General features: G+C 55.1%; 20 protein-coding genes and 5 pseudogenes. 23 read left to right on the top strand and 2 right to left on the bottom strand.

What is annotated here, in order from left to right; genetic code table 11:
- Positions 1-90 precede the first annotated feature (90 nt).
- The 20 genes and pseudogenes from ACWHRL_RS15160 to ACWHRL_RS15065 all read left to right on the top strand — a co-directional run bounded on the left by ACWHRL_RS15160 (position 91) and on the right by ACWHRL_RS15065 (position 20,591).
- Entirely contained in the window at positions 91-1,461 is a 1,371-nt protein-coding gene (locus ACWHRL_RS15160; protein WP_447894331.1) for an RHS repeat-associated core domain-containing protein, read from the top strand.
- Positions 1,462-1,471: 10 nt separating this feature from the next.
- Positions 1,472-1,774 (top strand): hypothetical protein, encoded by a 303-nt coding sequence (locus ACWHRL_RS15155; RefSeq protein ID WP_447894330.1) that lies wholly within the window; start codon positions 1,472-1,474, stop codon positions 1,772-1,774.
- Positions 1,775-1,849: 75 nt separating this feature from the next.
- Positions 1,850-2,870 (top strand): annotated as a pseudogene (locus tag ACWHRL_RS15150) (IS30 family transposase).
- Positions 2,871-3,073: 203 nt separating this feature from the next.
- On the top strand, positions 3,074-3,388 hold the full coding sequence (locus ACWHRL_RS15145; RefSeq protein WP_447894329.1) for a hypothetical protein: 315 nt from the start codon (positions 3,074-3,076) through the stop codon (positions 3,386-3,388).
- A 47-nt stretch (positions 3,389-3,435) separates the two neighbouring features.
- The gene (locus ACWHRL_RS15140) at positions 3,436-4,521 is read left to right on the top strand and encodes a hypothetical protein (protein ID WP_447894328.1); all 1,086 of its coding nucleotides are present in this window, start codon (positions 3,436-3,438) and stop codon (positions 4,519-4,521) included.
- A complete protein-coding gene (locus tag ACWHRL_RS15135) occupies positions 4,469-5,155 on the top strand; it encodes an RHS repeat-associated core domain-containing protein (protein WP_447894327.1) in 687 nt (228 codons plus the stop codon). Before ACWHRL_RS15140 ends, ACWHRL_RS15135 begins: the two co-directional genes overlap by 53 nt.
- Before the next feature lie 59 nt (positions 5,156-5,214).
- A protein-coding gene (locus ACWHRL_RS15130) for an IS3 family transposase (protein ID WP_447894326.1) occupies positions 5,215-6,395 on the top strand; the annotation gives its coding sequence in 2 pieces (ribosomal slippage) (positions 5,215-5,482 and positions 5,482-6,395; 1,182 coding nt in all).
- A 341-nt stretch (positions 6,396-6,736) separates the two neighbouring features.
- Complete coding sequence (locus ACWHRL_RS15125) at positions 6,737-7,642, top strand: hypothetical protein (RefSeq protein ID WP_447894325.1); 906 nt, start codon at positions 6,737-6,739, stop codon at positions 7,640-7,642.
- Entirely contained in the window at positions 7,639-7,902 is a 264-nt protein-coding gene (locus ACWHRL_RS15120; protein WP_447894324.1) for a PAAR domain-containing protein, read from the top strand. Before ACWHRL_RS15125 ends, ACWHRL_RS15120 begins: the two co-directional genes overlap by 4 nt.
- Before the next feature lie 128 nt (positions 7,903-8,030).
- Positions 8,031-8,477, top strand: coding sequence for a hypothetical protein (locus ACWHRL_RS15115; RefSeq protein WP_447894323.1), 447 nt, complete (start codon positions 8,031-8,033; stop codon positions 8,475-8,477).
- 154 nt (positions 8,478-8,631) lie between these two features.
- Positions 8,632-10,650: pseudogene (gene tssI / locus ACWHRL_RS15110) on the top strand (type VI secretion system tip protein TssI/VgrG); the annotation flags it as partial.
- Positions 10,647-11,546: a DUF4123 domain-containing protein gene (locus tag ACWHRL_RS15105; protein WP_447894322.1), complete on the top strand. Its 900-nt coding sequence runs from the start codon at positions 10,647-10,649 to the stop codon at positions 11,544-11,546. The pseudogene tssI and the gene ACWHRL_RS15105, both read left to right, overlap by 4 nt.
- Positions 11,547-11,792: 246 nt before the next feature.
- On the top strand, positions 11,793-12,377 hold the full coding sequence (locus tag ACWHRL_RS15100) for a hypothetical protein (RefSeq protein ID WP_447894321.1): 585 nt from the start codon (positions 11,793-11,795) through the stop codon (positions 12,375-12,377).
- A 19-nt stretch (positions 12,378-12,396) separates the two neighbouring features.
- Entirely contained in the window at positions 12,397-13,371 is a 975-nt protein-coding gene (locus ACWHRL_RS15095) for a type VI immunity family protein (protein ID WP_447894320.1), read from the top strand.
- Positions 13,368-13,775 (top strand): hypothetical protein, encoded by a 408-nt coding sequence (locus ACWHRL_RS15090; protein WP_447894319.1) that lies wholly within the window; start codon positions 13,368-13,370, stop codon positions 13,773-13,775. The genes ACWHRL_RS15095 and ACWHRL_RS15090 overlap by 4 nt, the downstream gene beginning before the upstream one ends.
- Positions 13,776-13,868: 93 nt before the next feature.
- The gene (locus ACWHRL_RS15085; RefSeq protein ID WP_447894318.1) at positions 13,869-16,862 is read left to right on the top strand and encodes an RHS repeat-associated core domain-containing protein; all 2,994 of its coding nucleotides are present in this window, start codon (positions 13,869-13,871) and stop codon (positions 16,860-16,862) included.
- The gene (locus ACWHRL_RS15080) at positions 16,840-17,295 is read left to right on the top strand and encodes an EndoU domain-containing protein (protein WP_447894317.1); all 456 of its coding nucleotides are present in this window, start codon (positions 16,840-16,842) and stop codon (positions 17,293-17,295) included. The genes ACWHRL_RS15085 and ACWHRL_RS15080 overlap by 23 nt, the downstream gene beginning before the upstream one ends.
- A gap of 9 nt (positions 17,296-17,304) precedes the next feature.
- A complete protein-coding gene (locus tag ACWHRL_RS15075) occupies positions 17,305-17,691 on the top strand; it encodes a hypothetical protein (RefSeq protein WP_447894316.1) in 387 nt (128 codons plus the stop codon).
- Positions 17,692-17,792: 101 nt separating this feature from the next.
- Positions 17,793-18,839: pseudogene (locus ACWHRL_RS15070) on the top strand (IS30 family transposase).
- A gap of 69 nt (positions 18,840-18,908) precedes the next feature.
- Positions 18,909-20,591, top strand: coding sequence for an RHS repeat-associated core domain-containing protein (locus tag ACWHRL_RS15065; RefSeq protein ID WP_447894315.1), 1,683 nt, complete (start codon positions 18,909-18,911; stop codon positions 20,589-20,591).
- Positions 20,592-21,017: 426 nt separating this feature from the next.
- Here the strand turns inward: ACWHRL_RS15065 and ACWHRL_RS15060 are convergent.
- Positions 21,018-21,149: pseudogene (locus ACWHRL_RS15060) on the bottom strand (IS256 family transposase); the annotation flags it as partial.
- A 71-nt stretch (positions 21,150-21,220) separates the two neighbouring features.
- Positions 21,221-21,859 (bottom strand): hypothetical protein, encoded by a 639-nt coding sequence (locus tag ACWHRL_RS15055; RefSeq protein ID WP_447894314.1) that lies wholly within the window; start codon positions 21,857-21,859, stop codon positions 21,221-21,223.
- Between ACWHRL_RS15055 and ACWHRL_RS15050 the strand changes: the two genes are divergently transcribed.
- The 3 genes and pseudogenes from ACWHRL_RS15050 to ACWHRL_RS15040 all read left to right on the top strand — a co-directional run bounded on the left by ACWHRL_RS15050 (position 21,851) and on the right by ACWHRL_RS15040 (position 25,455).
- Entirely contained in the window at positions 21,851-22,789 is a 939-nt protein-coding gene (locus ACWHRL_RS15050; RefSeq protein WP_447894313.1) for an RHS repeat-associated core domain-containing protein, read from the top strand. The two genes, ACWHRL_RS15055 and ACWHRL_RS15050, sit on opposite strands and share 9 nt — an antisense overlap.
- A complete protein-coding gene (locus tag ACWHRL_RS15045) occupies positions 22,786-23,460 on the top strand; it encodes a hypothetical protein (RefSeq protein ID WP_447894312.1) in 675 nt (224 codons plus the stop codon). The genes ACWHRL_RS15050 and ACWHRL_RS15045 overlap by 4 nt, the downstream gene beginning before the upstream one ends.
- 424 nt (positions 23,461-23,884) lie before the next feature.
- A pseudogene (locus ACWHRL_RS15040) lies at positions 23,885-25,455 on the top strand (IS3 family transposase).
- Positions 25,456-25,545: the final 90 nt, after the last annotated feature.

The following is a 25,545-nucleotide window of genomic DNA, read 5'->3' as shown; positions in this document are numbered from 1 at the left end:
ACCGCCAACGGCGCCCCCCAAGCGAGCCAATTTGGCGAGCTACCCGCGCTCAACTGGCACACCTACGGCAGCGGCCTGAGCGCCCCGGGGATGAACCTTGGAATCGACCTAGAGCCGGACGCCCTGCACCGGGAAATCCGGCGCCGCCTGACCCTGCGCGGCGCGCAAATCGGCGGCGGCCAGCACGGCGACCAGGCCCACCGCTACGCCCTCGATGCCGCCGGTAACCGCCTGGACGGCCAGCAGGCGCTGACCGACAACCGCCTCGACCACCTGGACGGCGCCCGCCACCGCTTCGACGGCGCGGGCAACATGATTGAAAAGCAGGCCGCCAACGGCGACCGCCTGACGCTCGGTTACGATGGTGCCAACCGCCTGGTCCGGCTCACCCGCGCAAGCGAGCGGGGCCGTACGGTCGAGGCCACCTACCGCTACGACGGCCTGGGCCGCCGCATCAGCAAAACCGTGCGCCACGAAAACGGCACCACCGCCACCACCCACTACGGCTGGGACGGCGACCGCATCGTGCGCGAAGAAAGCGAGAATCAGCACTCGACCATCGTTTACGAGCCGGGCAGCTTCGTGCCCATGCTGCGCATCGACGACACCGAACAGGGCCCGCAACTCAGCGCCTTCGTCACGGATGCGCTGGGTACGCCCATGCAACTGGTCGCGCCCAATGGCGACACGAAATGGCAGGCTCAGCCTGATGATTGGTCGGCGGTGAAAAATGTACGCGGCAGTGCGAGTCAGCCGATTCGCTTTCAGGGTCAGTGGCATGATGAAGAAAGCGGGCTGTACTACAATCGCCATCGGTATTACGACCCGCAGCAGGGGCGGTATGTGAGTCAGGATCCGATTGGGTTGCGCGGTGGTACGAATTTGTACGCATATGTGGGTAATCCGATGGGGGCGGTGGATCCGTTGGGGTTATTTGGGGCAAATATGCACCAATTAGATCCTATTAGCGCTGCTATTCAAAATGGTCATACTCGCCCACAGCCAAAGCCAGAGAGAGTTAATATATCAAAAGAAATATCTCAATTAATAAGTGGAGCTCGATCTGCAGTCACACAGCCAATGTGTTCGGCATTAAGCATGCTTGGTGATAACGAAGCTATCGTTTCATCCTCAATTGGTAGTGGTGTAGCGCTTCAAGGGGCTGTAAAGGCATCCAGCAGTGGTATCTCAAATATATTAGGTATAGGTATAGGTGCAGGAGCTTCAGTGACTGGTTCTCTTGGCCAAAGCGTTAATATGCGCGCACCAGAAGAAAGGAATGCTGTGGATTTCCGTACTTTTATATCTCTTGCTGGTGGTGTAGGCATGATGGGGGCAGAGTCTTCTCTATCGTCTGGAACCGATGGAGCCTCGGTTGGCATAAAGGGAGGACCAGGTATTGGCGCTTCAGCGGTAGCAGGTGGAGAATTGGAATATTATATTTTAGATTGTAATAAGTAGAGAGGATTAAATGAGCTTAGTTCATATTTATTATATTATACTGCTAGTTAATGGGGTGGCATATTTAAAGCTTCGTTCCTCGCTAAGAGGAACTCCAGAAATATATGAGTATTACTTCGATGGCGCTGATGCTAGATCTATGGAGAAAACAGTTAAATTCAATAAATATATATTATCTAAAGATAGATGGAATGATGGCTTTAATAAAAGAACACTATTCTGGATTAGGGTTTATGTGGTATTGACCTATGTGAATATATTGTATACATCAGCCGGAATATTGGGATTTTTAATTCTTGGTTTTCTTGTTTGATTAATAAACCAAATGGGATGGTCGGCGGTCTCAATGACCAAGTGCAACACCTAACCTATCAGGTAAGGTATTGCCATGACTCACTGTTATCGCCATCTTTCTGCCGAAGATTGGGCCGCCATCATGCTGATGCGGGCTACCCACTCGATTCGCGCTATTGCCCGTCAGTTGGGACGTGCGCCCAGTACTATTTCACGAGAACTGGTGCGCCATGCTATTAGATCTGACAGAGCGTATGACGCCAGCCTCGCTGGCCACCGCGCTCGACTGACTCGCTGTCGGCCTCGCCGTTGCCCAAAGCTGACCTTCGATGTTGCGCTGTTCGAATTGGAGGCCTACCTGCTGCGCAAGTACTGGTCACCAGAGCAAATAGCCCGCACACTGAAGCGCATGTTTCCTGATAACACTGATCGCCACATCTCGCACGAAGCCATCTATAATGCGCTCTACCTCATGCCGCGCGGCTCGCTCAAGCAAAGAGCTGATTCCCTGTTTGCGTCAGGGTAAGAGTAAACGACGCCCTCGAAGCCGTGGCAAGGATAGGCGACAACAGACTCCCGACCTGGTCAGCATCCATCTGCGGCCGCCTGAAATCGAAGACCGCCTGATGCCTGGCCATTGGGTGGGTGGCCTCATCATCGGTGCCAACAACCGCTCTGCTGTCGGTACGTTGGTAGAGCGAACCACGCGGCTGGTCATCCCGGCGAAAGTGGATGGCACCACGGCTACAGCAGCAGCCGTCGGCTTCAGCGACAAGCTCAATGAGGTGCCGCGCTCCCTGCGCCTGTCCATGACCTACGACCAGGGCCGAGAAATGGTGAAGCATGCCGAGATCACCCAGAAGACAGGTACGGCGATCTATTTTGCCGACCCGCATAGCCCATGGCAGCGGGGCTCCAATGAGAACACCAATGGACTGTTGCGGCAGTACCTGCCGAAGGGCACGGACCTGTCGGTCTACAGCCAGGAAGAGCTCGACGCGATCGCCGACTCACTGGATACACGACCACGCAAGAGACTGGACTGGCGCACGCCGCTGGAAGTCTATGCTGAGGTGCTCAAGAAATCCGTCGCCGGTCCAGGCACTATTCAATAGCACTGCACTTAGAACTTGAGACCGCCAGTTTTGAAGTTAAAAGGGCCGATGGTTTTTATTGTAGTATTATTATTATAAGGTATAATAGGTGTTATAGAGTTATTTTAAGTACTTTTCGCGTATTAAGATTTTGAATATTTTATATGTCAGTTAATCTTTTGTGGTCAACTAGACGTTCGCTGTTGCGTTAAGAGGATTTTTAAGTGGATGAATTTATTCCTATTGTTTTTGGGGTTTTGTTTTTTTTAGTGTTAGTCTGGTTTTTTCTTTGTCATCGATTGTTCAAAATACTAGCAAGCAGACACCCTGTGAAATATAAGTCTATGGGTAGTCCAAGTGTTGTCTTAAATAATTCACCGTCTAGTAGCTTGATACTGTTTAAGTTCCTATTTAAAAAAGAGTGGAAAAGTTTAAATGATTTAGGATTAGCAGCATTAAGTAAGTCGATGTTAGTCTTCTTTGTTGTATATATGTTTGGTTTTTTAACGTTAGTGACTTTAATTCTAATCGGTGTTTAGTCCCGGAGTATAATGGTTAGGAGCGCGATAAAGTATTTCGCCTCTTTTTGACTAGCACCGAGCAGTACCGCTGGGGCGCCAACGGCCAGCTCATGAGCGTTACCAACGAGCACGGCGACGTCGCGTTTCAATATGATGACGCCCAGCGGCTGGTCGGCGAGCAACAGCGCCACGCCGGTATCGAAGGCGGTAGCGGCTGGCAGTGGCAGCAGCAGCACACACTCACCGCCAACGGCGCCCCGCAAGCGAGCCAGTTCGGCGAGCTACCCGCGCTCAACTGGCACACCTACGGCAGCGGCCACCTGCACGGGCTGAGCGCCCCGGGGCTGAACCTGGAGATCGACCTGGAGCCGGACGTCCTGCACCGGGAAACCCAGCGGCGCCTGACGCTGGCATCGGGCGACCAGGCGCAGCCCCTGATTCTGGAGCGCGGCTATACGAACCTCGGTCAGCTCGATCACCTGACCCTGCGTGGCGCGCAGAACGGCGGCGGGCAGCAGTATCAGTACGACGCTCTGGGTCGCATGAGTTTCAGAAGCGTGCAGAGTGACCAGGCCTCCCGCGTCATCGCCTACAGCTATGACGCCGCCGGCCGCCTGACCGGCAGCCAGCACGGCGACCAGGCCCACCGCTACGCCCTCGATGCCGCCGGTAACCGCCTGGACGGCCAACAGGCCATCACCGACAACCGCCTCGACCACCTGGACGGCGCCCGCCACCGCTTCGACGGCGCGGGCAACATGATCGAAAAGCAGGCCGCCAACGGCGACCGCCTGACGCTCGGTTACGATGGTGCCAATCGCCTGGTCCAGCTCACCCGCGCAAGCGAGCGGGGCCGTACGGTCGATGCCACCTACCGCTACGACGGCCTGGGCCGCCGGGTCAGCAAGACCGTGCGCCACGAAAACGGCACCAACCCACTACGGCTGGGACGGCGACCGCATCGTACGCGAAGAGTCCGAAAAGCAACGCTCGACCATCGTCTACGAGCCGGGCAGCTTCGTACCCATGCTGCGCATCGACGACACCCAGGAAGGCCCACAGCTCAGCGCCTTCGTCACGGATGCGATTGGCACCCCGATGCAGCTCGTTGCCGCCAACGGCGAAACGCAGTGGCAGGGCCAGCCCGATGACTGGGCGGCGGTGAAGAACATTCGTGGCAATACAGCGCAGCCGATTCGGTTTCAGGGCCAGTGGCAGGACGAGGAGAGTGGGCTCTACTACAACCGGCATCGGTATTATGATCCGCAGCAGGGGCGGTATGTGAGTCAGGATCCGATTGGGCTCGGCGGCGGGCCGAATTTGTATGGGTATGTGACAAATCCGATGGGGGCGGTAGATCCTTTGGGCTTGAATCATATACAAGCAGGAGTACGAGGAGCTCTTTTTCTAGAAGGTATTAGAAATAAGGCTTGGTGCGTTGCGCAGCATACCGCATTTACAGCTAGTAGATCTCAGTTGCCGGATATTCTAGAAGAAAGCATAGAAGCCGCTGAATATTCTAGAGAAACTGGAGTTAATCAGTGCCATGAAGAAAGAAGTTATAGAAGAATTTTTGGTGAAAGAGAAGATGTTAATGAAGGGAAGTTTAGTGCTTGTCTAGAAGATGTGAAGTTAAAATATGACCAAAGAGTTATAGAGGGATTTGAGAATAATGTTGAGCGTCATCATTCTCTCGATCAAAATGCAAAAGATAACATATTTGGATGTCTTGATATGTCGGTGGGAGATCTGCACTTTCCAAAGGGTGTTATTGTAGTGGCATAGTAAATTTGGCCACCTAATTAGAGGTGCTAATATGCACCAAGACATCACCAGGTGGCAGCATGGCAACAAGACCAAAACGTAACTTTAGCCCTGAATTCCGGCTCGAAGCAGCACAGCTAGTCGTCGATCAACACTACACGGTTCGTGAAGCGGCTGAAGCCATGAATGTGGGGTATTCGAGCATGGATAAATGGGTTCGTCAGTTACGCCAGGAGCGTGATGGCCAAAGCCCTAAAGCAACGCCCATGACAGCCGATCAGCTCAGGATTCGCGAGCTTGAAAAGCGCATCCGTGACATTGAGATGGAAAAAGACATCCTAAAAAAGGCTACCGCTCTCTTGATGTCGGACTCCCTGAACACTTCTCGCTAATCGAGAAACTCAAGACGAGCTACCCGGTAAAAAAACTGTGTGACGTGTTTGGCGTGCATCGCAGCAGCTTTAAATACTGGAGACAACGTTCACAAAGACCTGTGTGTGCCACGAAGACCAAGGAAATAGCCAAGGTCAGAGAGCTATTTCGCGAGAGCGAAGGCTCTGCAGGGGCGCGCAGCATCGCAGAGATGGCGACAAGGCAGGATGTGCCGTTAAGTCGCTATCGCGCTGGCCGCCTGATGGAAAAGCCTGGCCTGATTAGTTGCCAAGTGCCTGGGCACACCTACAAGAAAACAGGTGATGAACATGTTGAGGTACCGAACCACTTAGCGCGTCAGTTTAACGTTGAGGCGCCCAACCGCGTTTGGTGTGGCGACGTCACATATATCTGGACTGGCAAACGCTGGGCTTATCTAGCCGTTGTCATGGACTTATTTGCCAGGAAAACGATTGGCTGGTCGATGTCGTTGTCGCCCGATAGCGAACTCACCAGCAGCGCATTGGAAATGGCTTATGAGAGCCGTGGGCGGCCAAAAGGGGTTATGTTCCACAGCGACCAGGGCAGTCATTACACGAGCCGTAAGTTCCGTCAGACACTCTGGAAATGCCAGGCAAAACAAAGCCTGAGTCGACGTGGTAATTGCTGGGATAATGCGCCAATGGAGCGTTTCTTCAGGAGCTTAAAGGTTGAATGGGTGCCAACGTATGGCTATCGATCATTCTTGCAGGGGCAGCATCATATCGTGAACTATTTAATCGGGTATTACAGCCAGCTTAGGCCTCACCAGCATAACGGTGGTATGAGTCCGAACCAGGCAGAGGAAAAGTACTGGGTTAACTATAAAGCGGTGGCCAGTTTTACTTGACCACTACATATCGTTGGATATTTCGATTCGGTTATTACCGATGAAAATGTATTTAAATATGAAGCAGAGATTGCCACGGAAGGCGGAATCCGTATCAAGACAGACGAAGGCCGCTGGGGGTACCAGTTCTATCACACGGGGGCTTCATTAAAAATAAAATCGTACAAGAAATTAAGTGTGGAGTCCGGTGAGCGCCAATCGGATAATGAAGGTTACCCAAGCAGTTCCAGCTCTAGTCAAGTAACACGGACCATAGAGACTGTCGAGTGGGTCGAAGATTCTAAGAGAACCAATACTTACCCTCTTGCAGAGGGTCATCCAGGGGAGTTTATACCTTTCTCATGAAAAAATTAATGACGTTTATACTCCCTCTTTTATTTGCGATGGAGACGCAGGCAATGACACAAGAGCAAAAATATCAATTTGGGGTTCGGTGGTCTGTGAATGGCCTAGCAACAGGCATTCATATGCAAGATATAATGCTCAATTTTTCAGGCATACCAGGCCATGTAGATACAATGCTACCGGTTTCGCAATATGTTAAAAGTGGTTTTAATTCAATTCAGTTTTATGCCTGGCCTGTTCCTTTTAATGAAGAGGACGAAATTCGCATTTCTATGGAGTATTGGGAGCCAGGACAAAACCCTAATTTGGAAACCAAGACCGCTTTTGAAGTAGTTATTAGGCCTGGCACAGACGATGCCGCACCGGAAGTAGTCGATGTAGATGACGATGCCCCACTGCATTTAGTTGTTAAAGACATTCGTTGGATTGATAATGGTGGCCACTTTCAACTGAATGTGCCTTTTAATAATCGTCAGAAAATGCCCACCTGGTGCTGGGAAGAAGGTGATGCCTTAAGCGATACCAACGCTGTACGAGATAGCTTGGCTAGTGAATACCGTCGGTTGTACTCGTTATTCGAAGAAGAGAATAACGACGCACTCATGGATGCATCCAAAACCATGATCGAAGAGCTGGCTATGGCTTCAGGTGAGTCTGAAGACTATGTGCGTCATCGCGCAAGCTTCACCATGTTTTTCGATAATCCTGATCTTTTCCAACTGGATCCCTTTCCAGAAGAACCAATGACGCTGAATCTGGCAGCAGATAATCGAGTAGCCTGGCTTACACGTGAAGGAGTTGCGGCTCCTATACGGTTTGGGCACGCAGCAAACGAGGAAGACGTATCCAACGTAAGGCTTTATTTCATCCAACGCGACGGTCAGTGGGAAATCTGCCGATGAAACCCGTAGCCCGCCAGGGCGACCTGCACAGCTGCCCCATCCCCGGCCACCGCACCACCCAAATCATCACCGGTTCGCCCTCTAAAGTGGAGGGCCAGCCCGTGGCGCGGGTGGGCGATAAAACCGGCTGCGGTGCCACTATTATCGAAGGCTCCAGCCACTCCAATCACGATGGCCGCCCCACGCCGTATTTGGGCTGCAAGACGGATCACGGCAGTGAGATCATCACCGCCTCGAGTAGTGCCAACGTCGAGCCATAATGCTACTGCGATGTTTTAACGTTAAAAGGCGCTTAAGCCGCTCTTAAGCATGACCCATAACGTTTTGGCACGGCTTGAGTGATGTTCAGCCGTGCCCTCATTGAATCAAGTAATATGGATGGTGAACCATGAAACAATGGATTGTTGCGCCTTTGCTGCTGACAGCCGCGATGGGAAAAGTACTGGCCGATCCTTCGGAAATGCCACATTCAGGCGTCTATGCCGTGGACGCGATAGAAGCAGTAGAAGCGAACCCCATGTTTGATTCGCTATTGCCCGAGATTGAAGCGAGCATGGAGCGCGCCTGGATCCGGTTTGATCGCGAGAGCCATCGGGCTGAGATCTATATGGAAGCACAGGCCGAACCGCTGCGTTATAACTTCGATTTCGAGCATCAGCAGGCGACCAGCCCGGATAACCCTGCCGCCAGGATCCGGTTCGAAACACCCGAACAGTTTGTGTTGATCCATGGTGAGCCGTTTGAAGTGGCGTTTACCTTCCAGCAGATCGATGAAGACGGGCCCGAATTTGCCGCTTTGCAATCGGCCAGGGATGAGTGGCTAAAGGCCAGGTAGACAGTGATCGACCATCAGAGGCCAGGTCTATTCAAACGCGCCGAGGTCGAGTCTTGTTCGCCAAAGGTATCTGATCCGCTGGTTTGAAACGTTCTCCATGTACTGGATAGACCGGTTGATTGGAAGTTTCCCGGCGTAAATGAGTTGACGCTTCGCTGTCTCCGAGCCCTTCGAGTTGACGCTGAACGTCGCCAGCCGCGAAGGCGACCTGGACGCGGCGGAACTGCTCGAACGCGAGGCCACGCTGACCGTCTGGCAGGACGGCGAGCCGCTGCGCCGGGTCCACGGCATCATCAGCGAGTTCGGCCGCGGCGATCGTGGCCACCGGCGCACCTTCTACTCGCTGACACTGCGTCCGGCGCTCTGGCGCACCTCGCTGCGCCAGAACTCGCGCATCTTCCAGAAGGTCGACCCGCTCACCATCATCAACACCCTGCTGGACGAGCGTGGTATTACCGATGTCGCCTTCGCCGTCAGCCGCGAACCCCTCGAGCGCGAATACTGCGTGCAGTACCGCGAAACGGATCTCACCTTCATCGAGCGCCTCGCCGCCGAGGAAGGACTTTTTTACTTTCACGAGTTCGAGGACAGCGAGGGCGGCGCCCACCGGCTGGTGTTCTCCGACGACCCCCAGGTGCTGACGAACCTGGGCGAGCGCACCTACCACAGCCGCGCCGGCGGCACGCCGCCTACCCGCCACGTGCGCAAGCTGAGCCACACCGCCCGGGTCGCCGCCGCCAGCGCCCAGCTCAAGGACTACAGCTTCAAGAACCCGGCCTACGCCCAACTGCACGACCACATGGGCGATGACGTCGCCGAGCACGGTCAACAGACCGACTACGAACACTTTGACTACCCCGGCCGCTACAAGGAAGACGCCTCCGGCAAGCCCTTCACCCGCATCCGCCTGGAGCACCTGCGCCGCAACGCCACCACGGCCAGCGCCCAAAGCGATCTGCCCGAGTTCGCCCCCGGCGCACGCTTCACGCTGACCGACCATGACACCGAGAGCCTCAACCGGGACTGGCAGGTGGTCGCGGTGCACCACGCCGGCGAGCAGCCCCAGGCGCTGGAAGAGGACAGCATCAGTGCCAGCGACACCGGCGGCATGACCCGCTACGTCAACCAGGTCACGCTGATGCCCGGTGACGCCGCCTGGCGCGCCACGCCCAACCCCAAGCCAAGCGTCGACGGCCCCCAGGTGGCTTTCGTGGTCGGCCCGGAAGGCGAAGAGATTCACTGCGACGAGCACGGCCGGGTCAAGGTCCAGTTCCCCTGGGACCGCTACGCCGAGCCGGATGACACCGCCAGCTGCTGGGTGCGCGTCTCCCAGGGCTGGGCCGGCGGCGGCTACGGCAGCATTGCACTGCCGCGCATCGGCCACGAGGTGATCGTCTCGTTTCTGGAAGGCGACCCGGACCAGCCGCTGGTCACCGGGCGGACCTACCACGCGGTCAACCAGCCGCCCTACGATTTACCGGCGAACAAGACCCGCACGGTGCTGCGCACACAAAGCCACAAGGCCGAAGGCTTCAACGAGCTGCGCTTCGAGGACGAGGCGGGCGAGGAACAGATCTGGGTCCACGCTCAAAAAGACCTGGAGCTTTTAACGCTCAACGACCGGACCGAGGAGATTCGCAATGACAGTCACCTCAAGGTGCATAACGACCGCATCAGCGAAATCCATAGTGACGATCACCTGACGGTGCACGGCAACCGCTACGGGAAGGTCGACGGCGATGACCACCTTACTGTGGACGGCACCCGCCACGAAAAGATCGGCCAGGCTCAACTCCTCGAGGCAGGCCAGGAAGTACATCACAAGGCCGGCATGAAGGTGGTGATCGAAGCCGGTGCCGAGATTACCCTGAAGGCCGGCGGCAGCTTTATCAAGATCGACCCCAGCGGTGTGACCATCGTGGGCCCGCAGGTCAAGATCAACTCGGGCGGCAGCCCAGGCAGCGGCACCGGACAGGCCGTTCAAGGTGCTCGGCTACCTGGTGAGGCCGATAGTGAAGAGCACCAAAAAATTTCTCCAATTCAACATCACCCCACTTCTTTTGCGGAGACCGGTGGGCAAACGATCGCCCTGAAAAAGGCCGCCAGCAGTGGTAAGGCTCTTTGCGATATCTGTGCCGATACCCTAAAAAGCTCACAGAAGGCATCCTCATGAGTAGAACGTTGCCGTCATGCACACACCTTGTAATGGACGCTGCCCAACCAGAAGTCCGCGAGCAGTGGTATCGGCGTTCGGCCTTCAGCGAGGAGGGTGAACTGCTTTATAACGATACTCCTTTTGCGCATTTGACTACTGTCTCGCCTATCGTCGCACCTACTTCGGCAAATGATCCCTTCTTGCAATGGATAACAACCCAACGCCCGCACTTGCGTTGGGGAATACTCCTAGAAAGCCAGGCGACAAGCCACGCCTTGGCCAAGCATTTTCGGCACTGGTTAACGATCTATAACGACCACGGCGATGAGGTGCTATGGCGTTTTTATGATCCTGAGGTACTGCCCTTTTTTCTTGATGCTTTTAGTGATCAGGAGCGCCAAAAGTGGTTCGGACCCTGTACCGCTGTTCATTGCCGGATACCAAAAGAAACGCTACGCCGAGAGCCGGAAAAGGCGCACGATGTATCGCCTCCATCATTACCTGATGCCCCTTGGTGGCGTATTACGCAACAACATATCACCCTGCTTCGCCCACTGATGCGCAAGGAATTGATCTCCGATGCGCGTCAGCGCTTATTACTCGCTGCATGGTCGTGGTTAATGCATCTGGACTCACCTGCGATTGATGCCCGTCTTGAAGAAGCCATTGACCGCTTGACTGCTCTCAATCAAGGCGAGTTACCCAGTATCGAAATGGCCGAGCACTTTTGCCTTTTGGTGTTTACCAGTTGTTCCCATTTGGAGAAGCGGGAGGATTTTCAACGAGCAGTGGATACTCACGGCATCGCTAAAGCGCTAATCCAATGGCAGGCCTGTGCTTATGGGCAACTGCCTGATCGTACCCATCATGATGTTCAGTGGCTGCCCGACGGCCCGCAAATGTTAACGTTATAAGCAAGGGAAGGAACCACACTATGAGCGGTACAAGTGCCCAAGCATGCCCAATAGGTGATGATATCGAGAGTCGTTTGTAGTTTTGTATGCACCTGCGAGGAAGTGCCTAATCGCGGCCAAAACGGCATTAACCTCAAACAGAGCTGTGTGGATAGAGGGCTACAACAATTCAATGAAAGCTGCGATACGGGCATACGTGTTCAGGTGCCCTACTATATGGGAGATAGGCCCCCTTCACCGTTACTTATGAAAGACGATGAAGGCCAAGAAACGGCCGAGGCGATCCCCAGCTTCGGCCATGCCATTAACCGTATTATACGCATCAAGCGCGATAGAGCGCAGGGAATACTATTAACGGAATCAGAGAAAAATAGCGCTGAAGGCTACACCCGTGGCGATATGCGCATACCTGACGCGGTCGTGCTGCGTGACCCCAACGGCAAACCCACCCAGGACAACCTACTAGGCGTGATTGAGGTCAAGTTTCCACCGGATGATTGGGGGGATGGGCAAGAAAGGGCTTATGAGGGGATCGCCGGAGGAGAGGAGAAATTGCATTTACTCACCCCCGAGCGGTGCAAATGTGATGGGCCGCAGCAGACTAAGTATGCGCCTGAAACACAGCCCGCCCTCGAGACTTACCGAGATCGCTTGGAAGAAAAAGGCATTTCGTGGGGAGAAATTGGAGCAGGCGTCGCGTTAGTCGCTCTAGGAGGCGCTGCGACTTATTTCAGCGGAGGACTAGGCGCTGCACTAGGGCAGCAGGCTGCACGACAGGGGGCGGGCATGGTATTAGGCGGCTTTGGTATGGGTGCGGCAGCGGCTTGGTAACAACTTAAGGAGAAACTCCATGGGTACATCGCAAGATTTGGATCAACTACTCACAGTAGAAACCGGCAACGGTGTGCTGTTTAAAATCTGCCTGGGTGTGGCACTGTTTTTTACTGGCTCCCAGCAGGAAGAAAAGCGCCAAGCGGTGCTGGAGATCCTTGCCGACTACCGCGACTTGGTGGGAGACCAGCTGACTTGGACAACCAACCCAACCACCGGACGCTGGAAAAAGCTGAAGGGGTTTGATAGTTATATTACCCCCTTTGACTGGTTACCCAGCTATGGCCCCGGCGAGTGGGAGTTTGTTTATCACGGCGGCCAGCGGCGTAGTGATGCGAACGAATATGGGATGGTTGTTCTCGGCAATAGACCAAGCTCCGATGAGCGAGGAGAGGTAAGTTATTTATATTGTCAGTTCCCAGTTGATTTTTTTATCGAGCGTGAGCAGAAACTACCTGCGCTAGTACAACGCTGGTGCGAAAAACTTAAACCCGAGCATGGCTATTCAGGCTTTTGGTCAGGTCGTTCTTATGGTTATGAAAAAAGTGATGAGGCGGTAATTCTTGAGTACAAATTTGGCCAGCGCTTTCTTGGGATGCAAATTAATAAATTCACCACTCATTCTTTAAACCTGCACCGTGGCCCTAAAGGTGTTGATTGGCTGACGATTCTTTCTGACGCCTGGTTAGAACGTTTAGGTGGCTTGGAACACGTCAAAGAACAAATGGGTGAGCTGCCAGTGCTGGAGTATAACGGCGGTGCGATTTTGCGCGCAGGCGCCATGCCGCAGTTGGGTGACAACGAAAATCCCGAGGTTAATGCCGCCTTAGCCGACTACCGCCGTGTGGCGGAAATTATCGAACCCGTTCGTATCAAAGACCATCAAGGCATTCACCCTCGTCTCTTTGGCGACGTGCGGGATGAGAAGCGTTTTGATGAGGCTGAGTACCAAGCCTGGCTAGCGCGCTTTAGCCCCCAAGGGAGTGAGCAATGAACGAGCCAACAGCGAGCGGTCAAACATTCGAGCTTGATTGGGTCCCCGCACAGCTATTTCCCGACATCGAGCTGGAGCGGGTGGACGTTAACGAGCAGGCAATCCGCATTGTGTGCAGCGATGGCGACTGGTCGATACAGTCGGATATTACTCCCTTCTGGGGACCGGGCACCATGGTGTTTGAGGTTGAAGGCGATACGTTCGTACATATCCAGGAAGGAGAGCGCTGGCCTCTGGTCGACCCTGCGGTGGCGCAGGAAAAACTGATTCCTTATCTCCACACGCTGGAAGTAATCGAGCGCGGCGACCCTTGGCGATTACGTTTTCGGGCGGGCGACCGCAACGCCATTGTTGAGCTGCAGTCGAAAGTGATCAATATTACCTGGTATCCAGAAGGGGCCTGAGTACGTGTGAAAGGCTACGTCATACCGATATCTGCTTTAATGATACTGCCATGAACTAACGGTTCTCGGTAAGCACGAGCAACGCCATGCGGTTTGAAAACCTATGGCGTGCTACCCGGTTCAACAGCCCAAAATGCGCGCCAGCGCCACGGCGAGGTGGTGCGTGAGTTCGAGTGGCAGGATCACATGCTGACCGCCCACCGCGTGCCCGGCGGTATGGAAGCCCACTACACCTGGGACCGCCACGCGCCGGACGGCCGCGTAATAGGTCAGCAGGAAGCCGGCGGCCTGGCGCGGCGCTTTGAGTATCACGTCGATCACACCCAGGTCACCGACCACCTGGGCCGCGAAGAGCGTTACCACTTCGTGGGCAGCGGCCCTGGCAAGCGCTGGACGGCGCACACCCGCCCCGACGGCTCGCGTATCGAGTTCCGTTACGATCGCGCCGGGCAAAAAATTGCCACGGCCGACCCGCTGGGCCGCGAAACAAGGATCGAGCGTAACGAAAGTGGTCAGGTAATCGGCCAGGTAACGCCGGACGGCCAGCGCTGGAGCATCGAGCGCGATGCGTTGGGCGACACGGTGAGCATCGAAGGGCCGGAGAGCCAGCACTGGCAGATCACTCGTAACGAACGTGGTCAGCCGGTGGAAGTGACGGGGCCGACAGGCACCACGGCGTTTGCTTACGACGACGAGCGCCTGCCCGACCGTGCCACGACGGTGACCGACCCGGTGGGCGCTACCCATCAGCGCGAGTGGAACGCCCAGGGCCAGGTTACCGCCGAGATCGACTGCTCCGAGCAGCGCACCGAGTTTGAGTACGACCGCCGCGCGTATCTGGCCAGTGCCACCAACGCCCTGGGCGAGACCACGCGCACCCAGCACGACGAGCTGGGCCGGCGCACCACCACTCAACTGCCCAACGGCCTTTACTGGCACCAGCATTTTGATCCGCAAGGGCGGCTGGTCGAAGTGGAAGGCCCCCAGGGTTTCCGCCAGCAGTTCTTCTTCGACGAGCACGGCCGCCCGGCGCAGCGCACCGAGGCCGACGGCAGTCAGCAGTTCACCGCCTTCGACGACGTGGGCCGCCTGAGTGAGCTGACCCTGGGCAACGGCGCGGTCTACCGCTTCGCCTACGACGACATGGACCGGCTGACCAGCGAGACCGGCCCGGACGGCCGCGAACAGCAGTATCGCTACGATGAGGCGGGCCAACTGGTCGAGCGCATCGAAGCCAGCCGCCCCGGCCCGGACGGCCAGCCGCTTGCCACGCGCTATGAGTACGACGCCGCCGGACGCCTTGCGGCGCGCCATTTACCCGCCACCGAGCACGCCCCGGCAAGCCAGGAGCAGTACCGCTGGGGCGCCAACGGCCAGCTCATGAGCGTCACCAACGAGCACGGCGACGTCGCGTTTCAATATGATGACGCCCAGCGGCTGGTCGGCGAGCAGCAGCGCCACGCCGGTATCGAAGGCGGTAGCGGCTGGCAGTGGCAGCAGCAGCACACCCTCACCGCCAACGGCGCCCCGCAAGCGAGCCAGTTCGGCGCGCTACCCGCGCTCAACTGGCACACCTACGGCAGCGGCCACCTGCACGGGCTGAGCGCCCCGGGGCTGAACCTGGAAATCGACCTGGAGCCGGACGCCCTGCACCGGGAAACCCGGCGCCGCCTGACCCTGGCAGCGGGCGACCAGGCGCCGCCCCTGATTCTGGAGCGCGGCTATACGAACCTCGGCCAGCTCGATCACCTGACCCTGCGTGGCGCGCAGAACGGCGGGGGGCAGCAGTACCAGTACGACGCTCTGGGCCGCATGAGTTTCAGAAGCGTGCAGAGTGACCAGGCCTCCAGCGTCATCGCCTACAGTTACGACGCCGCCGGCCGCCTGACCGGCAGCCAGCACGGCGACCAGGCCCACCGCTACGCCCTCGATGCCGCCGGTAACCGCCTCGAGGGCCAACGGGCCATCACCGACAACCGCCTCGACCACCTGGACGGCGCCCGCCACCGCTTCGACGGCGCGGGCAACATGATCGAAAAGCAGGCCGCCAACGGCGACCGCCTGACGCTTGGTTTTGATGGTGCCAATCGCCTGGTCCAGCTCACCCGCGCAAGCGAGCGAGGCCGTACGGTCGAGGCCACCTACCGCTACGACGGCCTGGGCCGCCGCATCAGCAAGACCGTGCGCCACGAAAACGGCACCACCGCCACCACCCATTACGGCTGGGACGGCGACCGCATCGTACGCGAAGAGTCCGAAAAGCAACGCTCGACCATCGTCTACGAGCCGGGCAGCTTCGTGCCCATGCTGCGCATCGACGACACCGAACAGGGCCCGCACCTCAGCGCCTTCGTCACGGATGCGATTGGCACACCGATGCAGTTGATCTCCCCCAATGGCCAACTCCGCTGGTTCGCCGAACCTGATGACTGGGCAGCCGTCAAAAATCAACGCGCCGTGCGCAACGTCACCCAGTCAATCCGGTTCCAGGGCCAATGGCACGACGAAGAGAGCGGGCTTTACTACAACCGCCATCGCTATTACGACCCGCAACAGGGAAGGTACATCAGCCAGGACCCGATAGGGCTCAAGGGAGGCACGAACCTGTACGGCTACGTGACTAACCCGACGGGGATGGTGGATCCGTTGGGTTTGGCAGGAGCGGCTGCAGCAACAAGTGCGGCTGGGGGCTCAGCGGTAGCGGGCCGTGCCCCTGCTCTTGGCGGACGAATACCCTACCTAAACCCGGTGGGGGCATTTATTTCAGGCATGTGGCCCGCACGAATGGGCAACGGAACGAAAGCAGGCCCCTGGTACACGGGAACCGTATTTTCGCCTACTGATCGCCTGGAAGACGATAACAACCCTATTGACCGCGAGGGCCGCCCTGATACGCCTAAAGAACGCCTAGGACGCTATGACATGCCGGCCACTGACCAGAATGGCTGGAGCACTGAGCGGCCAAGCATTCAGCCAGGTGGCTGCCGCGGTGAACAACCCATTGCCTCACCGTTGCCGGGTGACAACACGATCGGGGGGGGGCTATCAGCCTGCCGGAACGGATATGATCGGTGGGGCGGTGTTTAGTGAGGAGGATGCCCTAAATGCAAGAGCTACACGGGATGTTGATAGTATTACAGCTCCTATTGATTTTGATGGGCACATTCTAAATGGTGAAGTTAAACGAAATGGTGATGTAGTTGGTGGGCATTCGATAGCTAGTGGTAACGTGAGGGTTATTCCAGGAACTCAATCTCCGCCAAATACCCATGGTGTATATACCGCGCAAATTGAAGTCCCCGACCCATTAAACCCTGGTAAGTTTTTACAAAAAACAAACAATGGCGGAGTATCTACACTGTTTCCCGACTCATGGACGGCCGACCGGGTTAAAGTAGAGGTGGATGCAGCATTTCAAAACAAGGTGATTACGGGAAACAAGTGGGCAGGAGTAACGCCTAGTGGAGTGCGTGTAGAAGGGTGGATGAAGCCGAAAGCTACAGTCTATCCCAAATATTAGGAGTACGAGATGAAAATTTCATTTTTGTGGAAAAATGTATTAGGAGTTGTTTCACCACATTGTGTGCCGGAAACAACCAATGAAGATGGTATAAATCTTCTTTCCTGTCTTCTTATGGATGATGGTGGGGTTCCCTACCAGCAAACCATTCCATGGGTGCAGAAAGGAATAAAGCAAGTGGATTCTGTTTTAAGCGGTGAAGTAGAGTCCTCGAGCTGGGGACGAGAGTCTTGGGGAGTTTCAATAACTACCAGAGAAGCCAAGATATATTCTTTATACGATGATGAATATTTTGAAAACATTGACACTGAGCAGTTTAGAGATGCTCTTGCTTTATGGAAAACATTCTTAGAGTCAAAGCCAAGACTGGAAAAAAGTAAAGATATCGTTATATAAAGCCAGCAGTAACGATGGGCGGATGCAGATACTGAGTGTAATACCGCTTGGCCGCAGAAACTGAGTGCAACACCTGACCAAACCGGTAAGGTGTTGACCCCATGTCATATTCTGAACTTTGTATCGAAGAGCGCGCGACGCTCCAAGTCAGTCTCGCACAAGGTTTGAGCATCAGGAAGGTAGCCACCTTGCTTGAGAGATCCCCAGTGACAATTAGTCGAGAGATACGGCGCAATGGATCGCCTGATGATCGGTATCGCGCACTAGATGCGCAACAGCGCCGTCATGATCGTCGAGGCAACTGTCGACCAAAGCGCAAACTGCTTCCGGGCAGCCCTCGGTTCGCCCTGATTCAGTACATGCTGCGTCGTCGCTTGTCTCCCGAACAGATTAGCGGCAAGCTCAGGGATATGAATATTCCTGACCTCCGAGACGCTTACGTCTGCCGTGAAACGATCTACAGTGCTATATACGCGTTGCCCGTGGGTGAGCTGCGAAAGGAACTGATCCACTGCTTGCGGCAAGGAAAATCCGCCCGTAAGCCACGACGTGGGCAAGTGGATAGGCGCAACCAGATTCCTGATATGGTTAGCATCCACCTCCGTCCACCCGAGGTAGAGAAACGTGAATTTCCCGGGCACCGGTGTGCCGGCTCAGTGGGAGGGCGACCTGATCAAAGGCAAGGGCAACGCATCAGCTGTTGGGACCCTTGTTGAACTCAAAAGCGGTTACTTGATTCTGGCGAAGATGAACGATGCGACCGCCACCTCGGCCGTGGAAGGTTTTAGTGCTGCGCTGAACAGGATGCCATTAGCTGCACGGAAGAGCATGACGTATGACCAGGGACGCGAGATGACACAGCACGCCAAGATTACCCAGAATACCGGTGTAGCCATCTATTTCTGCGATCCACATAGTCCATGGCAGAGAGGCGCCAAGCGGATGGCCGCCCCCTCAATATCAATGGTCTCATACGGCAGTACTTGCCCAAGGGAACGGATTTATCGATCTATAGCCAGAAAGAGCTGGATGAGATCGCGCTTGAGCTGAACATGCGCCCGCGGAAGCGCTTCGACTTCAAGTGTCCAATTGAAGTGATGAGTGAGCAGATGGCGAAATACCATGAGGTTCCGTCATCGATACATTGATGGTGTTGCACTCAGAAACTGCATCCGCCCCGTTAAGGAAACACTGCATAAATCCTGCCGTAGGAGAGAGTGTTCAAAACTCTGTGTCAGCAGCTCAAAGCCAACGGCGCCCCGCAAGCGAGCCAGTTCGGCGAGCTACCTGCGCTCCACTGGCACACCTACGGCAGCGGCCACCTGCACGGGTTGAGCGCTCCGGGGCTGAACCTGGAGATCGACCTGGAGCCGGACGTCCTGCACCGTGAAACCCGGCGCCGCCTGACCCTGGCAGCGGGCGACCAGGCGCCGCCCCTGATTCTGGAGCGCGGCTATACGAACCTCGGCCAGCTCGATCACCTGACCCTGCGTGGCGCGCAGAACGGCGGCGGGCAGCAGTATCAGTACGACGCTCTGGGTCGCATGAGTTTCAGAAGCGTGCAGAGTGACCAGGCCTCCAGCGTTATTGCCTACAACTACGATGCCGCAGGCCGCCTGACCGGCAGCCAGCACGACGACCAGGCCCACCGCTACGCTCTCGATGCCGCCGGTAACCGCTTGGACGGCCAGCAGGCGCTGACCGACAACCGCCTCGACCACCTGGACGGTGCCCGCCACCGCTTCGACGGCGCGGGCAACATGATCGAAAAGCAGGCCGCCAACGGCGACCGCCTGACGCTTGGTTACGACGGTGCCAACCGCCTGGTTCAACTCACCCGCGCAAGCGAGCGGGGCCGTACGGTCGATGCCACCTACCGCTACGACGGCCTGGGCCGCCGCATCAGCAAAACCGTGCGCCACGAAAACGGCACCACCGCCACCACCCACTACGGCTGGGACGGCGACCGGATTGTGCGCGAAGCGTCCGAAAATCAGGGCTCGACCATCGTCTACGAGCCGGGCAGTTTTGTGCCCATGTTGCGCATCGACGACACCCAGGAAGGCCCGCAACTCAGCGCCTTTGTCACGGATGCGATTGGCACGCCGATGCAGCTCGTTGCCGCCAACGGCGAAACGCAGTGGCAGGGCCAGCCCGATGACTGGGCGGCGGTGAAGAATGTGCATGGAAGTGCCCGTCAGCCGATTCGGTTCCAGGGGCAATGGCAGGACGAGGAGAGTGGGCTCTATTACAACCGGCATCGGTATTACGACCCGCAGCAGGGGCGGTATGTGAGTCAGGATCCGATTGGGTTGCGGGGTGGCACTAACTTATATGGGTATGTGGCTAATCCAATGGGGGCGGTGGATCCGTTGGGTTTAAGTGGAGGGCCTTATGGGCTAGGCAGCGGCCCATATTCGCAGTCAAACTATATTTCCAGATCTGTGGAACAAGCGGAATCAACAGGCGCCGCACAACCTTGTTCACAAAGTGGCAGCCTCTGGGATAAATTTCTAGCATCTATGAAAAGCTCTCCTTCTCCTTTAAACAGGAGTGAGGAACCACTGCATAACATGCGTGTTGACGGTTTGCCAGAATCAATGCACGGAGAAAAAATAGGTTTGCCAGAAGATAACTCTTTTCGTGAAAATCAAGAGCTTATATACAACACTGCAATCCCTTCTCCGATTGGAACTGATGCGGGAATAATAACAGGGGCTATTGGGTATGGTGGTCAGGCATTAGGTCGTACCGGACCCATTATAAGGGGTAACGCTGCAACGTCGGCGGGCCTTTGGTCAACTACTGGAATGGCATACATTCACTCCCATATTTTTGCTTTATTTGGCCCTAAAGGAACCATTCCTGCCTCATCATCAGAAGAAGGGGGCAGCGAGTGATAAGAAGAAAAGAAATATGCCTAGCGTGTTCATTTGCTACTTACTGGATAAGCATTACATGCGCCATGCTTATCCCAATTTTTTATATATTCACTAAAAACCCTATAGAGGCGCCCTTACTCATCATGACATCTATATTCTTACCACTGTTCAATTCCTACTACAGAAAAGAACTAGTGAAAGTGGCGCGCGGAACAGGATATGTAATCTTGGCTTTACTAGGAGCTCTTCTTTTGATAGTGCATTATCAAGAGGAGCTTCAAAGTTTAGTTGGAAAAAAAACAAGCTCCATAGCTATAGGAGTAAACTTGATGTTAATTACAAATTTGTTTTGCTTTAGGGCTACTCATCGAAATGAATCATGAGAATTAGGCTTGTACGTATCAGATCCCGCAGAGGGTGTTCAAAACTCTGTGTCAGCCAGCCTCATAGGCTGACGTGGTGGTCCAGGCGCCCAGGGAAGTGAATGGCCATCTGTGACAGCGTTAAATTCCAGTTCTGCACGGGTGCGTCCAGCGTTTAGAACGGTATACCTGCATAGAGCAACTTGAGTAAGGAGGGGGGCAAAACTCTGTGTCAGTACATCCTCACCGCCCACGGCGCCCCCGCAAGCGAGCCAGTTCGGCGAGCTACCCGCGCTCAACTGGCACACCTACGGCAGCGGCCACCTGCACGGGTTGAGCGCCCCGGGGCTGAACCTGGAGATCGACCTGGAGCCGGACGCCCTGCACCGGAAAACCCGGCGCCGCCTGACTCTGGCATCGGGCGACCAGGCGCCGCCCCTGATTCTGGAGCGCGGCTACACGAACCTCGGCCAGCTCGATCACCTGACCCTGCGCGGCGCGCAGAACGGCGGGGGGCAGCAGTACCAGTACGACGCCCTGGGCCGCATGAGTTTCAGAAGCGTGCAGAGTGACCAGGCTTCCAGCGTTATCGCCTACAGCTATGACGCCGCCGGCCGCCTGACCGGCAGCCAGCACGGCGACCAGGCCCACCGCTACGCCCTCGATGCCGCCGGTAACCGCCTGGACGGCCAACAGGCGCTGACCGACAACCGCCTCGACCACCTGGACGGTGCCCGCCACCGCTTCGACGGCGCGGGCAACATGATCGAAAAGCAGGCTGCCAACGGCGACCGCCTGACACTTGGTTACGATGGAGCCAATCGGCTGGTCCGGCTCACCCGCACAAGCGAGCGGGGCCGTACGGTCGAGGCCACCTATCGCTACGACGGCCTGGGCCGCCGCATCAGCAAAACCGTGCGCCACGAAAACGGCACCATCGCCACCACCCACTACGGCTGGGACGGCGACCGCATCGTGCGGGAAGAAAGCGAGAATCAGCGCTCGACCATCGTTTACGAGCCGGGCAGCTTCGTTCCCATGCTGCGCATCGACGACACCCAGCAAGGCCCGCAACTCAGCGCCTTTGTCACGGATGCGATTGGCACCCCGATGCAGCTCGTTGCCGCCAACGGCGAAACGCAGTGGCAGGGCCAGCCCGATGACTGGGCGGCGGTAAGAAACGTCCGCGGCAACACCACCCAGCCGATCCGCTTCCAAGGCCAGTGGCAGGATGAGGAGAGCGGGCTTTACTACAACCGCCACCGGTATTACGACCCGCAGCAAGGGCGGTACATTAGCCAAGACCCTATCGGGTTGCGCGGTGGTACCAACTTGTATGGGTATGTGGCGAATCCAATGGGGGCGGTGGATCCGTTAGGTTTGACACCGCTTAGTCAATGTGGACAAGAAAATGCCTTAAGAGAAACATCAATGCAAAGAGATCTTCGCTTAGCAGAGGATGTTGAAGGATATTACACTGCCAGAGCGGAAGCTGGAGACGCCTATGCTGCTAGAGCACTAATGGTAGTAAGGAATGAATGTTCTTCCTTCGATGCTTGTATAATGGCTTCAGCTAATTTTCGTTTGAAAAGTGCAGCTTTTTTCCGTGGTATCGATATCGATACGAAAGATGTACAAGTAAGGCTAATGAATGCACATGCTAATGCTGTAGAACAAGATGACTTAGGAGTTCCAGGATTGCTTAACCCAGTCCAGATTGCGGAATATCATCATGATATCTTCAATGATTTAGGACTCCCAAATAGCACTTTTGGCGGAACACCCATAACAGGAACTCCAGGAGAGGCTACTGTCTGGGATTGGTTATGGTGTAAGGGATGTGACTCGAAATGATAAAAATAATTGCTATAAAACTCTTTGTTCTAACCGTGCTTGCAGTTTTTATATATTTTAACAATCAAGATGTTAAATATGGAGTCGGGCCCTATGTATTTGAGCTGCCAAAAGAAAATAGTCCTAAATTATCATTTTTAAAATGGATTGAATCATTAAGTGGTATTGATAAAGAAGTTGATAGCTTTTTGTTTTATTTTGATGGGGAGGAGATAGCCTCTATAGTTGATAGCTATGCAGTGCGAGTGGGCTCGAAAAAAAAAGATGTAACCGGTGCTGTTTATTTTATCAATGACGTTGAAAGAGAAAGATTCTATAGTTCACGAGAACTAGAAGATTTGTGGTATGCAGTAAATCGATTTAAAGACAGAGAAGTGGTTTTTGACGAAGTTAGTGGTTATTACTTTGTTTATGAAAAAAAAGGATATAGAGGGCTTTTTTATGTTTTATCTCAATCACCTTCAGGTAGGCTCCCGGACAATAAAAACGATTTCTTTATAGCGTCATGCTACGGATCCAGCTCTACTGAAATAAGAGATGTTAGTTGTACGCATAAGTTTCTTCTTAATCCAGATATAATGGTTAGTTTTTCATTTTCAATTGAAAGCATTAAAGCTCAGTCAGAAATTAAGAGTTATTTAGAAGATAGATTGATGAGCTGGATTAGATAGCCAAGCCTCATGGTAGAATATATAAAATATCAATAAAAGCTGTGAGACTGTGGAGACAATCTAAAAATTCTAGCTCCTTAATAATTTAAGTGCAGCTATAATGTGACAGGTGTTTGGTCTCGAGAAGTAATGGTTGTGGGCGTAATAAAATATTTTGTTCCTTGCCGGTTTGCACCGGCCAGTACTGCTAGGTTTTTGGTCCCAGAGTGTAATAGTTAAGAACGCAACAAAATATTGCGTCTCTTTCTAGCCAGCACTGAGCAGTACCGCTGGGGCGCCAACGGCCAGCTCATGAGCGTCACCAACGAGCACGGCGAAGTCGCGTTCCAGTACGACGACGCCCAGCGGCCCCCCTCTGTCAGCCTAGTTGTCTGATTGGCGATATTGCCTAAATCTAATCCAGAGGGAGCGGCATGGAGCCCTTGTGCCACGTTATTCTGCAGAGCGTAAAGCAGCCGTTCTGAAAAAGTTATTGCCACCCTACAATCGCAGTGTGGTATCGGTCGCAACGGAAGAAGGCATCTCTGACGCGACGCTGTATAGTTGGTTAAAACAGTGTCGAGAAAAAGGAGTACCTGTGCCAGGTTACACCCAAAGCGACAACGAATGGTCGCCTGATGCCAAGCTCGCCGTGGTCATCGAAACTGCTACCCTGTCAGAGACAGAGCTTGGGACTTACTGCCGCGAGAAAGGCCTTTATCCTGAGCAAATCCAGCAGTGGAAAGCCGCTTGCCTCCAGGGCGCTGGCCAACAAGAAGACCAGCAAAGAACGGCACAAAAACAGCGTAAACAAGACCGTCAAACGATCAAGCAGCTCAAAGCGGAAGTCCGTCGTAAAGACAGAGCCTTAGCGGAAACCACGTCATTGCTGGTGCTCTCAAAAAAGCTCGACGCCTTGTACGGCGAAGACCCGAACAGCGGCGAGGACGACTGACGCCTCTTGAGGAACGTGCAAGGCTCATTACGTTGTTTGATGAGGCGGTAACGGGGGGCGCTTCCCGTTATAAAGCCGCGGCGATGATAGACGTGAGCGAGCGCACGTTGAAACGCTGGCGTTCCGGGTGTGGCGCTGTGGTTGAGGATCAGCGTCCACACGCGGTACAAGGCAGTCAGCCGCATCAGCTGACTCACGAGGAGGAACAGGCCATTTTAAACGCCTGCAATCGCCCCGAGTATCAGAGCCTGCCGCCATCTCAAATCGTGCCCTCATTGGCAGATCAAGGGACCTACCTGGCCTCCGAGTCGTCGTTCTATCGAGTACTGAAAAAGCACCAACAGCAGCAGCACCGGGGGCGAATGAAGCCACGCCGCCAAGTACCTGAGCCGACAAGCTTTACTGCAACCGGGCCAAACCAGGTCTGGTGCTGAGACATCAGCTACTGCTCTTCCGTTGTGCGTGGCCAGCACTGGTATCTCTATCTGATCATGGATATCTACAGTCGCAAAATCATCGCCTGGGAAGTCCATGATGCGGAATCAGGCGAGTTAGCGAAACACTTGTTGGAACGCGCCTTATTGCGAGAAGGATGCTGGCATCAGCCCCCGGTGTTGCACTCGGATAATGGTGCGCCGATGACGTCTTATACGCTTAAAGCGAGGTTAACAGAACTGGGGATGTTGATGTCTTACAGCCGACCAGGAGTGAGCAATGACAACCCATACTCGGAAGCGCTGTTCCGTACTGTCAAATACTGTCCGGCATGGCCCAGCAAGGGCTTTGCATCGCTGAGCGCAGTGCGTGACTGGATGCTGACGTTCGAGCAGGGTTACAACGAACAGCACCTGCATAGTGGCCTTCGGTACGTGACACCCGCTGATCGGCATCGAGGTGTCGACCGAGAACGTCTTGAGCACCGGAAAGCGGTTTATGAAAGTGCTAAGCGTCGACATCCACAGCGTTGGTCGGGCAAGACCCGAAACTGGGAGGTACCCGGTTCGGTATCGCTCAACCCTGGCAAGCTGCAGGAAATCGAGCGTAATAAACAGGCTGCTTAAGCGCAGCTATTTGGACAACTGGGTTGAAAATCACCGCGGCTGGTCGGCGAGCAGCAGCGCCACGCGGGTATCGAAGGCGGTAGCGGCTGG

The organism is Vreelandella sp. GE22 (assembly GCF_968212445.1).
This window is presented reverse-complemented; position numbering and strand designations above follow the sequence as displayed.